This window comes from Rossellomorea vietnamensis, assembly GCF_008180415.1.
GTDB classification, from domain to species: domain Bacteria; phylum Bacillota; class Bacilli; order Bacillales; family Bacillaceae_B; genus Rossellomorea; species Rossellomorea vietnamensis_C.
This window is the reverse complement of record NZ_VTEI01000006.1, coordinates 254,445-267,271: the sequence shown is the minus strand read 5'-3', so window position 1 is coordinate 267,271 and position 12,827 is coordinate 254,445. Positions and strand designations below refer to the sequence as shown.

Here is a 12,827-nt window from a genome sequence, read left to right as displayed (position 1 = left end):
TATTTAACTCTGCTATTTCAACCTAAAGGGTGGAGCGGAGGGTGTCCCAGCTCCTGCGGGGCAGTGTGCAATCCGGTTCCAATCAAAGGGAAAAGCAGTATCATATATAAAACAGCGTAAATTTAAGGATAAAACGACTGATGGATTGGATGTGACTGTTAATGGTTGTAAGCATGACCGGCTTTGGCAGTGCCAGAGTAGAGTCGGGACAACATGTGGTTACGGTCGAGATAAAATCGGTGAATCACCGTTTTTGTGAGTTGAATATCCGCACACCTAAGCAATTGGTTAAAATAGAGGATAAGTTAAAGAAAAAAATGACCGGTTACATAAAGCGCGGAAAAGTGGATGCCTTCATCACCATCACAGGAGAAGGGCTGGTCCACCGGAGACTTAAGGTCGATTGGCAGCTTGCCGATGATTATTTTCAAATCATACATACTTTAAAAGAAAAATATTCCCTCAAAGACAATGTTCTGCTGCAGGATATTTTACAGAGGGATGAACTTATTTCAATTGAAGAAACAGAAGAAGAGAATAAAGAACTGGAACATACCGTCGAACGAGCTCTAGTGAAGTCTCTTGAAGATTTGACAGCAATGCGGAGGGCCGAGGGGGAAAAGCTTCAGGAAGATCTTCTGCTGCATATCAGCACATTCAGGGAAACCTTACTTTCGATCAATAAACATGTCCCTGAGGTTATTACCCAATACAGAACCAGGCTTGAAAGGAAAATCAAGGAACTTACAGATGACCGGGTGGATGAGTCAAGAATCCTGACTGAAATTGCTGTTTTTGCAGATAAAAGCGATATATCCGAAGAGATTACCAGGCTGGAAAGCCACTTGACCCAATTCACATCAGCCCTCAGGCAGGATATCCCGATTGGCCGCAAGCTGGATTTCATTATCCAGGAAATGAACAGGGAAGTGAACACGATTGGTTCCAAAGCAAACGATGCACTGATTGCGGCATTTGTTGTGGAAATGAAAACCTGCCTGGAGAAATTAAGGGAACAAGTACAGAATGTGGAATGAATTGATTAATTTTTGTTGGAGAAGGTCAAAATAGACTATTGATTGGAGGAGCATTATGTCTATAAAGCTCATTAATATAGGGTTTGGCAATATTGTATCTGCGAATCGCATCATCTCCATTGTCAGTCCTGAATCGGCACCGATCAAAAGGCTGATACAGGATGCGAGGGACCGGGGAACACTTGTTGATGCAACGTATGGAAGAAGGACAAGGGCGGTAATCATCACTGACAGTGATCATGTAATTCTATCAGCAGTCCAGCCGGAAACGGTTGCGGCACGCTTAACAGATAAAGATGATATTTCTGAAGAAGGGCAGGGTAAATAATGAAAGAAAAAGGACTGCTTATTGTGCTTTCAGGTCCTTCGGGAGTAGGAAAAGGCACAGTACGTAAAGAAATATTCTCCCAGGAAGATACTCGTTTTGAGTATTCCATTTCCATGACGACCCGTCTTCCGAGAGAAGGAGAAGTAGACGGCGTTGACTACTTCTTCAAATCACGTGAAGATTTTGAGGGCCTCATCGAAAAAGGAAAGCTTTTGGAGTACGCTGAGTTTGTCGGCAATTATTATGGAACTCCTGAAGACTATGTGAGGGAGACAATCAACAACGGGAAAGATGTTTTTCTCGAAATCGAGGTTCAAGGCGCTAAGCAGATCAGGGAAAAATTCCCGGAAGGCCTCTTTATCTTCCTTGCTCCCCCAAGTCTGTCGGAGCTTCAGAACAGAATTACGACAAGGGGAACAGAGACAGAGGATTTGATCCTTAACAGGATGACCACTGCGAGAAAAGAAATTGAAATGATGGACTTATACGATTATGTAGTGGAAAATGATAAAGTGGAAAATGCTACAGAAAAAATCAAGTCAATCGTACAGGCGGAACATTGCCGGATAGAGCGTGTGAAACAGCGTTACCAAAAAATGTTGGAGGTAGATTGAATGTTAAACCCATCCATTGATTCATTAATGAAAAAGATTGATTCCAAGTACTCTCTTGTCAGCATTGCTGCTAAGCGTGCAAGATCCCTGCAGGAAGTGGAAGATTTCATGCTTAACAAGTATGTTTCAGAAAAGTATGTAGGAAAAGCACTTGAAGAAATCGAAGCGGGCAAATTGTCTATGAAGGAAAGAGAAGCTGGAGCCGTTTATTCAGACGAATAATGATTTAAAAGGGCTATCAAACGCATTTTAATGAGGGACTGACACCGAGGGTTCAATTTATACCTTGAGGGTCAGCCCCTTATTTTCTTTTTACAGCGAAATCCTTCATAATATAGTAAGGAATCTAACTCTAAAAGGCTGTTACATATATAATGATGCTATTATAAGGGTAGTTGATTTACCATTATGAGTGTTAAATAGAAGCAGCCTGCTAAATTGAGGGAAGGCAGATGCCTTCTGCCAATTATCGATGAGATTATTTGGTGACAACGGTTACTAACGGTTAATTGTTGTTTTTTCTGTCATCCCCTTTCCTTTTTACAATGGGAGATTATAGCTCAATAACATTTTTACTGTTTTCTACAACTGCTTTTCATAGAGAGAATCCAATGAAATGAGGGGATTGTAATGAAAGGGAAAAAAATCCTGCTTTGTGTAACAGGAGGGATAGCTGTCTATAAAGCAGCTGCGCTTACGAGCAAGTTAGTACAAGCGGGTGCTGAGGTGAAAGTGATCATGAGTGCATCGGCCAGGCAGTTCGTCACGCCGCTGACATTCCAAGCACTGGCCCGAAACGAAGTGTTTACCGATACTTTCGATGAAAAAAATCCTGAAGTAATTGCCCACATCGATCTCGCTGACTGGGCCGACCTTGTGCTGGTAGCACCGGCTACTGCCAATGTGATCGGAAAGCTTGCCCATGGAATAGGAGATGATATGGTGACCACCACGCTTCTGGCTGTGACGGCACCTGTCTGGATTGCTCCTGCCATGAATGTACATATGTATGGGCACCCGGCTGTCCAAAAAAATATCCAGGAGCTTTATTCCTTTGGCTATCGTTTTCTTGAACCGAGTGAGGGCTATCTTGCCTGCGGCTATGTAGGAAAAGGAAGACTGGAAGAACCCGAAAGAATCGTCGGGCACATAGAGGATTTCTTTTTGGATCAGGAACCTATTCTCCGAGGGAAAAAGCTCGTCGTCACGGCAGGTCCAACCCGGGAAAAAATCGATCCTGTACGTTTCTTCAGCAATCGATCTTCAGGAAAGATGGGTTTTGCCCTTGCAGAGGAAGCGGCCAAGCTGGGAGCCGAAGTGACCTTGATTTCAGGCCCGGTTTCTCTTGAAGCACCTCAAGGCGTAAATCTCATCTCAATAGAAAGTGCTGAGGACATGTACAATGAAGTGCTTAAAGCCTTCGATACTGCGGACATCGTCATTAAGAGCGCTGCGGTAGCCGACTACAAGCCCAAAATAACTTCTGATACGAAGATGAAAAAGCAGGACGGAGACCTTTCAATTGAATTCGAAAGGACAAAAGATATCCTTAAAACCCTGGGCGAAAAGAAAGACAGCCAGCTGCTTATCGGATTTGCGGCAGAAACAAATAACGTGGAGCAGTACGCTGCAGAGAAGCTGAGAAAGAAAAATGCCGATATGATCGTTGCAAACAATATCACGGTGGAAGGTGCAGGTTTCGCCGGGGATACCAATATAGTCACTGTGTTCAGAAAAGACGGCACTCAGAGGGAACTTCCGTTATTAACGAAAGCGGATACCGCTAAAGAGATACTTTATGAAATCAAGAACTTGATGGATAAAGGTTGATAAGAATGAAGATTGCAAGTGTAATTGTCGATGTTCCCACTATGCAGACGGACAGGGTGTTTGACTATTCAATCCCTGCAATTTGGCAGGGGAAGATCTTTCCTGGAATGAGAGTCATTGTTCCATTTGGTCCCAGGAAAATACAGGGATTTGTGACCGGCCTTAAAGATAAATCAAGTGCTGCCAAGCTCAAGGATCTCGTTCAGCCAATGGATCTTACTCCTGTCCTGAATGAAGACCTGTTGAATGTGGCCGACTGGCTGACCAGGCAGACCCTTTGTTTTAAAATATCAGCACTTCAAGTTATGCTGCCAGCTGCCATGAAAGCAAAATATGAGAAGAAGATTCTGGTGAATCCGGATAAGAGAGACCTTTTGTCTGCAGAAGCCGCTGAACTTTTTTCGAATAAAGATGAAGTGCCCTGGAAATACGCAGAGGAGGCAGGGGTCCTTCCMTTGCTGCAAAAAGAAATAAAAACTGGAAGTCTTGATGTGTTTTACAGTGTGAAATCAAAAGGCAAGAAGAAAATGGTCCAGATGGTTTCACCGGCATTGCCAAAAGAAAAAATGATGAAGGAAATCGAAGCGCTTCCCTCTAATGCTGAAAAACAAAAAGCTGTACTTAAACACGTTCTCTCATCCGAAAGCAATGAAGGAGTTTCAGCAAAAGAGGCAGCAGATGCTGCAGGAGCTTCCTCTGCAACTGTCAAAGCGCTTGTGGATAAAGGACTGCTGATCAAGAAGCATCAGGAAGTGTACCGTAATCCTTTCGCCCATAAAAATTTCAAAAAAACCAGCCCTCTGCCCCTTACCGAGCAGCAAGAAAAGGCGATAACCCCCATTCTCCATGCGGTAGAACATGACCAGCATGAAACCTTTCTATTATACGGCGTGACAGGAAGCGGGAAAACGGAAGTCTATCTCCAGTCGATCCAGGAAGTTTATGAGAAAGGAAAAGAAGCAATCGTGCTCGTTCCTGAAATATCTCTGACACCGCAAATGGTCGATCGATTTAAAGGAAGGTTCGGCAATGATGTCGCGGTTTTGCACAGCGGATTATCCATTGGGGAGAAGTATGACGAATGGAGAAAGATTCAAAGAAAAGAAGTGAAAGTGGTTGTGGGAGCCCGCTCGGCTGTTTTCGCCCCGTTTGAGAACCTTGGTATCATCATTATTGATGAAGAGCATGAGACCAGTTACAAGCAGGAAGAAAATCCAAGGTATCATGCCAGGGATGTCGCTATTTACAGAGCTGGACAGTACAGCTGTCCTGTTATCCTCGGCAGCGCAACACCTGCCATGGAGACCTTTGCACGCGCCCAAAAAGGGGTTTATACGCTGCTGACTCTATCAAAAAGGATGAATGAAGGGGAACTGCCGTCTGTTTCAATTGTTGATATGAGAGAAGAGTTAAGGGGCGGAAACCGGTCCATGTTTTCCGAGGAACTGTTTGAAAAGCTGCAGGACAGGCTCCAAAAAGGGGAGCAGACGGTGCTTTTCCTGAACAAGCGAGGCCATTCGTCCTTCATTATGTGCAGAGATTGCGGATATGTTGCACAATGTCCGCATTGTGATATCTCTTTGACCTACCACCGGTTCTCGGATAACATGAAATGCCATTATTGCGGATACGAGACAGGGGTGCCTCAAACCTGTCCGGAGTGTGATAGTGAACATATACGCTATTTTGGAACAGGTACCCAGAAGGTCGAAGAGGAACTGGCCAAGCTCCTTCCTGAGGCGAGAGTGATTCGGATGGATGTTGATACGACAAGCAGAAAAGGAGCCCATGAACGGCTTCTGGACAGCTTTGGAGAAGGCCATGCGGATATCTTGCTTGGCACCCAGATGATTGCCAAAGGACTGGACTTTCCGAATATAACTCTTGTCGGCGTCTTGACTGCCGACACTATGCTGCATCTGCCTGATTTCCGTTCGGCGGAAAAGACCTTTCAGCTGCTCACCCAGGTAAGCGGAAGGGCAGGAAGGCATAAGCTTCCTGGTGAAGTAGTGATTCAGACCTACACACCTGAACACTACAGCATTGAGCTTGCAGGCACACAAAACTATGACTCTTTTTATCATAAAGAAATGATGATGAGGAAAATGGGAAGTTATCCTCCTTTTTATTATTTATCCTTAATCACAATCAGTCATGAGGATCTGCTGAAGGTGGTAGCCGCTGCGGAAAAGGTTACGAAGTTTCTGCAGTCCAGATTATCGCCGCAGTCGATTGTGCTGGGCCCTGCGGCTTCTCCAATACCGAGGATCAACAATAGATATAGATATCAATGTTTGATAAAATACAAGCGGGAGCCAGAACTGCCTTCCATATTAAAGACGATACTCGAACATTCACAACAACAAAAGGCATCAGAAGGGTTAACAATTTCAATAGATGTCAATCCTTATATGATGATGTAAGAAAGAGGGATTAATCTTTGGCTATACTACCGATTGTCACCTATCCCAATGAAGTTCTTGAGGTAGAGTGCAGAAAAGTGACGGTTTTTGATAAAAAATTAAGAAAGTTCCTGGATGATATGTATGAGACGATGATTGCCGCTGACGGCGTTGGACTTGCTGCACCGCAGGTCGGTAAGGACATCTCCATTGCCATCGTCGATATCGGTGATGAAACAGGAACGATTGAATTAATCAACCCAGAAGTGTTAGAGGTGAAAGGTGAACAAACAGATCTTGAAGGATGCCTCTCTTTTCCTGGTCTTTACGGCGAAGTATCAAGGCCCGAATTTGTGAAAGTGTCATTTCAAGACCGAAAAGGCCGGAACCTTTTAGTGGAAGCTGAGGGATTCCTGGCAAGGGCGATTCTGCATGAAATTGATCATTTATATGGAATATTATTCACGTCAAAAGTGACCAGATATATAGAAGAAGATGAACTTGAAAGGTATGAAAACGAATGACCAAAATTGTTTTTATGGGAACACCCCAATTTTCAGTCTCGGTACTGCAGAATCTGATAACGAATGATTATGACATCATAGCTGTTGTTACACAGCCTGATCGTCCAGTAGGAAGAAAAAGAGTAATGACACCGCCCCCGGTAAAGGTTGAGGCTGAGAAACACGGTATTCCAGTCTATCAGCCTGAAAAAATCAGAGAGAAAGAAGAGCTGGAAAAGGTTCTTGCCCTTAAGCCTGACCTGATTGTGACGGCAGCTTTCGGACAGATTCTTCCGAAAGAATTATTGGAAGCTCCTCAATACGGATGCATTAATGTCCATGCTTCTCTGCTTCCTGAACTCCGCGGGGGGGCCCCGATTCATTATTCTATTATTCAAGGGAAAAAATCAACCGGTGTAACCATTATGTATATGGTGGAAAAGCTGGATGCAGGTGACATGATTAGCTCTGTTGAAGTGGAAATTGATGAAAGGGATCACGTGGGGTCATTGCATGATAAGTTAAGCACAGCCGGAGCTGATCTTTTAATTGAGACGCTTCCGCAGCTTTTAAACGGGGAAATTTCACCTGAGAAACAGGATGAAAGCAAGGTGACATTTGCCTGGAATATTAAGCGTGAGCAGGAGAAGATCGATTGGACGAAAACCGGTGAAGAAATATACAACCATGTACGCGGGATGCACCCATGGCCAGTGGCGTATACCGAGCTTGACGGGTCTGTCCTGAAGGTATGGTGGAGTGAGAAAGTAAAATCGCCAAAGGGGAGCCCGGGAGAGATCGTCTCTGTTGAAGAAGACGGTATACTTGTTGCAACTGGCAGCGATACATCAATAAAAATCACGGATCTTCAGCCTTCGGGCAAAAAGCGTATGAGCGCAAAAGAATATTTAAGAGGTGCCGGTTCATTCATTGAAAAAGGCATGAAGCTTGGTGAAAGAAATGAGTAAGGGCAAGAAGACTGTCCGCGAAGCTGCTCTAGATGTACTCCAATCTGTGGAAAAAAATCAATCTTACAGTAACCTGTTACTGAATCACGCCATTGAAAAACATGGAATTAAAGGCCCCGATACTGGATTGTTGACTGAATTGACCTATGGAACGATCCAGAGGAGGATGACCCTTGACTTTTATTTGGAGCCGTTTATCAACAAAAAATTAGAGAGCTGGGTGCGTCAGCTGTTAAGGCTCTCTCTTTATCAAATGATCTACCTGGATAAGATTCCAGACCGTGCTGTTTTATTTGAAGCAGTCGAAATTGGAAAGAGAAGGGGACATAAAGGGATTGCCAGTATGGTAAATGGCATTCTGAGATCGGTTCAGAGAAAAGGCATCCCTTCTACTGATACGATTCAAGACCCTGTCGAACGGATTTCCATCGAAACAAGCCATCCTCAATGGCTTGTGAAAAGATGGGTAGATCAATTCGGGTTCGAAAAAACTAGACAAATGTGTGAGACGAATATTACCGCTCCGCTGCAGACAGCAAGGGTCAATACCTTGAGAACCAATGCGGATGAATTGATCTCCGCCCTTACAGAAGAAGGGTTGTCTGTCCAGAAAAGCAGTATCGTGCCCGATGCGATTGTCTCCCTGAAAGGGAACCTTGCCAAGACGGATGCTTTCAGAAAAGGTCTGATGACCATACAGGATGAAAGTTCCATGCTTGTGGGCCGCAGCCTCGATGTCAAGGAAGACTTCCATGTACTCGATGCATGTGCAGCACCAGGAGGGAAATCAACACATATCGCTGAGTTAATGAAGGGAGAAGGAAAGGTATCTTCTCTTGACCTTCATAAACATAAAATCAAATTGATTAGTGAGAATGCGGCCCGTCTAGGTCTGCCTAATATTGAAACGAAAGCTCAGGACAGCAGAAAAGCAGGCGAGATTTTTGAGCCTGAAACCTTTGACCGGATCCTGGTCGATGCCCCGTGTTCCGGCTTAGGTGTTTTAAGAAGAAAACCGGATATTAAATATAGCAAGCAGGAGAGCGACTTGGATTCTCTTCAAATAATCCAGCTGGAAATTCTTAAAGCAGTTTCTCCACTGCTGAAAAAAGGAGGACTTCTTGTATACAGTACATGTACTGTTGACAGAATTGAGAACCAAGGGACAGTTGAGCGATTCTTGAGCGAAAATCCAGAATTGCGGCCATACCAGCTGTCTCATTTGCCTGAAACCGTCATGCCGTTTATCGATGGTCATATGCTGCAGATCTTCCCTCAGGATTTTGGCGGGGATGGATTCTTCATTTCTTGTTTTAAAAAGGATTCTTGAGTCCCTGTTATCATTCCTCTTCCAATAGTATGGAAAAGGTGGAATTACAAGCAGGAGAAACAGACATAAAAGTCGTAAATGTAAATAATGCCGGTGAAAAAAGTCGAAGCGGGTCAATTCCTCATGAAATGCCCGCTTTCTGATGATGGCAATGAAGGAAAGAGGTGGCCGTAATGAAATCTGTGCACTATACAGATAAAGGGAAAGTCAGACAACATAATGAAGATAGTGTAGGTGTCTTCAGCAATAAGGATGGTGACTGCCTGGCGGTGGTTGCTGACGGGATGGGCGGTCATCGCGCTGGAGATGTCGCCAGCTCATTGACGATCAATAAATTCGAAGAGTTATGGAAGTCACAAGGAAAATTCAACACTGCAGATCAGGCTGAAAGCTGGCTGAGGAATAATATCAGTGAGATAAACCGGGAAGTTTATGAGCACTCTCAATCAAATGTGGAATGTGAGGGGATGGGAACAACAGTGGTGGCTGCGATTTGCACCGAAAATTTTGCCACTGTGGTAAACATCGGGGACAGCAGAGGATACATCTTGAATGAAAGCGGTTTTAGCCAGCTGACTGAAGACCATTCTCTGGTCAATGAACTGGTGAGAAGCGGACAAATTTCAAAAGAAGATGCTGAACATCACCCTCGAAAAAATGTTCTTTTAAGAGCTCTTGGAACGGAAGAAAAGGTTGAAATGGACACCAGGACAATTATCTTTGAAGAAGATGATATCCTCCTGCTCTGCTCCGATGGGTTATCCAATAAGGTTTCACAGGAAGAAATGAAAGAAATCCTTTCAGGCGGCACGGACCTGGATGAGATTGGAAAACAGTTCATTTCGTTGGCGAATGAAAATGGCGGAGAAGACAATATTACATTGGCAATCGTCAAGTATCCGTCTGAAAGCGGAAACGGGTGAACTTTATGTTTAACGGCAAGAGAATCAGCGGCAGATACAAGATAATAGAGGTGATTGGCGGCGGAGGTATGGCCAATGTATACCTGGCAAAGGACATGATCCTTGACCGCGAAGTAGCCATTAAAATGCTTCGTCTTGATTTTGCCAATGAAGAAGAGTTCATCAAAAGGTTTCAGCGAGAGGCACAATCTGCCACAAGCCTTGCCCACCCTAACATTGTAAGCATATTTGATGTAGGAGAAGAGGATGATATCTACTATATCGTAATGGAATATGTAAACGGAATGACTTTAAAACAATACATACAGAAGCATTCCCCTATTTCCATCGATAAAGCCATTGATATTATGAGCCAGTTAACATCCGCTATTGCCCATGCACACCAGAATCATATAGTGCATCGGGACATCAAGCCGCAAAACATTTTGATCGATCATGACGGAACTGTAAAAATTACTGATTTCGGCATTGCCATGGCACTGAGCGCGACATCCATCACACAGACTAATTCTGTTCTTGGATCTGTCCATTACCTGTCTCCTGAACAGGCGCGTGGCGGGATGGCGACAAGAAAATCGGATATTTATTCGCTTGGGATTGTAATGTTTGAACTGCTTTCAGGCAGGCTGCCTTTTTCGGGGGAATCGGCTGTATCGATTGCTCTGAAACACCTGCAGTCTGAAACACCGTCTCTCAGGAGATGGAACCAGAATATCCCGCAAAGTGTGGAAAATATCGTTTTGAAATCAACAGCCAAAGATCCGTTTCAGCGCTATGATTCCGTAGAAGAAATTGAAGAAGAGCTTCGGTCTGCGCTTGACCCTGATAGAGTGGATGAGCCTAAGTTTTCCATTGAAGAAGATATGGATGCAACTAAGGCGATTCCGGTCATTACTGATGAGCGTCCTTATTCCAATATTGAACACACTATTGTGCATGATAAAAATGAGACTGATACTGCAGCCGCTGTTCCTGGTGAAGCAGGAAATGATGTTAAGCCGCCGAAAAAGAAAAAGAAAAAGTGGCCGGCAATCATTATCGGTGTGTTTTTCCTTTTGGCACTCCTGAGTATTCTGGCGGTCACGGTCCTTCCTGGTATGATTGGACCGAAAGAGGTGGAACTTCCCGATGTAGCTGGGAAGACGCAGGAAGAAGCTGTGGAGATCCTAGTAAGGGAAGGCTTTCTAATCGGAGACTCATTGGAGCAAGCCAATGAAGAAGTGCCTGCTAATTATGTGATTAAAACAGATCCGCCTGCAGGCAGGATGGTGAATGAGCGGAGTGAAATCAATCTCTATATCAGCACGGGCAAAAAGCGGGTAGAGTTGAAGGATTATACCGATGAAGCTTACGAAGAAGCGGCTAATGAACTGAGTGAACTTGGGTTCACAGATATTGTGCAGGACGGAGATTTCAGTGAATCAGCTCCCGGAACCATCTTGAGACAGGATCCTCCTGAAGGAACTGAAGTAATACCAGATGAAACGACCGTTACTTTTATTGTGAGCGCAGGGCTTGAAACTTTCACTTTAACTGAATTAAAGGGCTACACAGAAACAAGCCTGAAAGATTATGAGGAGTATCGAGGAATCAATATTAATATAACCAGAGAATTTTCTGAAGAGGTGCCTGAAGGAATGGTGATTTCCCAGGAACCGCCGGCAGAAACTGAATTGGTCAAGGGAGATACTGTAGATGTCGTTCTATCCAAAGGAAAAGAGCCGCAGCCTCCTAGAAAGGTAAAAGAAGAGCTTACTATTCCTTATGAACCTGGAGAGGAAGGAAAACCTGTATCCGTAGAAATATATATTGAGGATCAGACACGTAATCTAGACGAGGCTGAGACAGTGTTTGGTATAACAGAAGATTGGACAGGCAGTATTGAGCTCACCATTGAAGAAGGGAAAACAGGGAAATACAAAGTTTTACTAAATGGAAATGTTTTTATTGATGAGACAACAGTTCCCTATCCTGAAATTGAGGAAGAGTAGAATTCAAGGAGGCTAGTTATGCCAGAAGGCAAAATCATAAAAGCGCTCAGCGGATTTTATTACGTTATGAGCGAGGATAAAGTTACCCAATGCCGCGGCAGGGGGATTTTTCGTAAAAATAAAATTAATCCACTTGTCGGTGATCATGTCAGTTTTCAGTCTGAAAATGATTTAGAAGGCTATATTCTTGAGGTTTTTACCAGGAAGAATGAATTAGTCAGACCGCCAATCGCCAATGTCGATCAGGCTATCCTGGTATTTTCCGCTGTAGAACCTGATTTCAGTACAGCACTTCTTGACAGGTTTTTAGTACTGATTGAAAGCAAGGATATCGAACCTTTGATCTGCGTCACGAAAATGGATTTAGTAAAGGATGAGGAACGAGGCACAATTGAAGAGTATGTTGATAAGTACCGCTCGTTTGGGTATGAGGTCATTGTTACCTCTTCAAAAACAGAGGAAGGCCTTTCTCTGCTGAAGCCACACCTTGCTGATAAAATTTCTGTTTTTGCAGGACAATCCGGTGTCGGCAAGTCTTCACTCCTGAATGCCATACGGCCAGAGCTGGCGTTGAAGACAGATGACATATCATCCCACCTGGGCCGAGGCAAGCACACTACAAGGCATGTGGAGCTGATAGGGGTGGAGAATGGCCTTGTAGCTGACACCCCCGGCTTCAGTTCATTGGAATTCAATGAAATGGAGCTGGAAGAGCTTCCTGTCTGTTTTCCTGAAATGGCCGAAATAGCAGATAACTGCAAATTCCGCGGCTGTTTTCATATGAATGAACCCAAATGTGCTGTTAAAAAGGCAGTGGAAGAAGGAGAAATCCCGAAATTCCGCTATGAGCACTATGAACAATTTTATAATGAAATAAAAGAAAGAAAGCCGAGGTATTAAA

At 44.0% G+C, this 12,827-nt stretch carries 12 protein-coding genes; all 12 read left to right on the top strand.

Annotated elements, in window-relative coordinates; genetic code table 11:
- Positions 1-161 precede the first annotated feature (161 nt).
- Positions 162-1,037, top strand: a complete 876-nt coding sequence (locus tag FZC78_RS13495) for a YicC/YloC family endoribonuclease (RefSeq protein WP_148940253.1) — start codon at positions 162-164, stop codon at positions 1,035-1,037.
- A 55-nt stretch (positions 1,038-1,092) separates the two neighbouring features.
- Positions 1,093-1,365 carry an extracellular matrix/biofilm regulator RemA gene (gene remA / locus FZC78_RS13490; protein ID WP_113929843.1) on the top strand — a complete coding sequence of 91 codons (273 nt, stop codon included), beginning with the start codon at positions 1,093-1,095 and terminating at the stop codon, positions 1,363-1,365.
- On the top strand, positions 1,365-1,979 hold the full coding sequence (gene gmk / locus FZC78_RS13485; protein ID WP_148940251.1) for a guanylate kinase: 615 nt from the start codon (positions 1,365-1,367) through the stop codon (positions 1,977-1,979). Before remA ends, gmk begins: the two co-directional genes overlap by 1 nt.
- Positions 1,980-2,201 carry a DNA-directed RNA polymerase subunit omega gene (rpoZ, locus tag FZC78_RS13480; protein ID WP_148940250.1) on the top strand — a complete coding sequence of 74 codons (222 nt, stop codon included), beginning with the start codon at positions 1,980-1,982 and terminating at the stop codon, positions 2,199-2,201.
- 408 nt (positions 2,202-2,609) lie between these two features.
- Entirely contained in the window at positions 2,610-3,809 is a 1,200-nt protein-coding gene (gene coaBC, locus FZC78_RS13475) for a bifunctional phosphopantothenoylcysteine decarboxylase/phosphopantothenate--cysteine ligase CoaBC (protein ID WP_148940248.1), read from the top strand.
- Between the two features lie 5 nt (positions 3,810-3,814).
- Complete coding sequence (priA, locus tag FZC78_RS13470; protein WP_148940246.1) at positions 3,815-6,232, top strand: primosomal protein N'; 2,418 nt, start codon at positions 3,815-3,817, stop codon at positions 6,230-6,232.
- A gap of 17 nt (positions 6,233-6,249) precedes the next feature.
- On the top strand, positions 6,250-6,735 hold the full coding sequence (def, locus tag FZC78_RS13465; protein ID WP_148940244.1) for a peptide deformylase: 486 nt from the start codon (positions 6,250-6,252) through the stop codon (positions 6,733-6,735).
- Complete coding sequence (gene fmt, locus FZC78_RS13460; RefSeq protein WP_148940242.1) at positions 6,732-7,682, top strand: methionyl-tRNA formyltransferase; 951 nt, start codon at positions 6,732-6,734, stop codon at positions 7,680-7,682. The genes def and fmt overlap by 4 nt, the downstream gene beginning before the upstream one ends.
- Positions 7,675-9,012 (top strand): 16S rRNA (cytosine(967)-C(5))-methyltransferase RsmB, encoded by a 1,338-nt coding sequence (gene rsmB, locus FZC78_RS13455; protein WP_148940240.1) that lies wholly within the window; start codon positions 7,675-7,677, stop codon positions 9,010-9,012. Before fmt ends, rsmB begins: the two co-directional genes overlap by 8 nt.
- A gap of 173 nt (positions 9,013-9,185) precedes the next feature.
- Positions 9,186-9,935, top strand: a complete 750-nt coding sequence (locus FZC78_RS13450; RefSeq protein WP_148940238.1) for a Stp1/IreP family PP2C-type Ser/Thr phosphatase — start codon at positions 9,186-9,188, stop codon at positions 9,933-9,935.
- A gap of 5 nt (positions 9,936-9,940) precedes the next feature.
- Positions 9,941-11,926, top strand: coding sequence for a Stk1 family PASTA domain-containing Ser/Thr kinase (gene pknB / locus FZC78_RS13445; RefSeq protein ID WP_148940236.1), 1,986 nt, complete (start codon positions 9,941-9,943; stop codon positions 11,924-11,926).
- Positions 11,927-11,944: 18 nt separating this feature from the next.
- The gene (gene rsgA, locus FZC78_RS13440; protein WP_148940235.1) at positions 11,945-12,826 is read left to right on the top strand and encodes a ribosome small subunit-dependent GTPase A; all 882 of its coding nucleotides are present in this window, start codon (positions 11,945-11,947) and stop codon (positions 12,824-12,826) included.
- Position 12,827: the final 1 nt, after the last annotated feature.

Bases quoted from the DNA above. Each gene is read 5' to 3' on its own strand.
- FZC78_RS13450 (WP_148940238.1), top strand. From the start codon at position 9,186: ATGAAATCTGTGCACTATACAGATAAAGGGAAAGTCAGACAACATAAT.
- pknB (WP_148940236.1), top strand. From the start codon at position 9,941: ATGTTTAACGGCAAGAGAATCAGCGGCAGATACAAGATAATAGAGGTG.
- rsmB (WP_148940240.1), top strand. From the start codon at position 7,675: ATGAGTAAGGGCAAGAAGACTGTCCGCGAAGCTGCTCTAGATGTACTC.
- remA (WP_113929843.1), top strand. From the start codon at position 1,093: ATGTCTATAAAGCTCATTAATATAGGGTTTGGCAATATTGTATCTGCG.
- rsgA (WP_148940235.1), top strand. From the start codon at position 11,945: ATGCCAGAAGGCAAAATCATAAAAGCGCTCAGCGGATTTTATTACGTT.
- fmt (WP_148940242.1), top strand. From the start codon at position 6,732: ATGACCAAAATTGTTTTTATGGGAACACCCCAATTTTCAGTCTCGGTA.
- rpoZ (WP_148940250.1), top strand. From the start codon at position 1,980: ATGTTAAACCCATCCATTGATTCATTAATGAAAAAGATTGATTCCAAG.
- gmk (WP_148940251.1), top strand. From the start codon at position 1,365: ATGAAAGAAAAAGGACTGCTTATTGTGCTTTCAGGTCCTTCGGGAGTA.
- coaBC (WP_148940248.1), top strand. From the start codon at position 2,610: ATGAAAGGGAAAAAAATCCTGCTTTGTGTAACAGGAGGGATAGCTGTC.
- FZC78_RS13495 (WP_148940253.1), top strand. From the start codon at position 162: ATGGTTGTAAGCATGACCGGCTTTGGCAGTGCCAGAGTAGAGTCGGGA.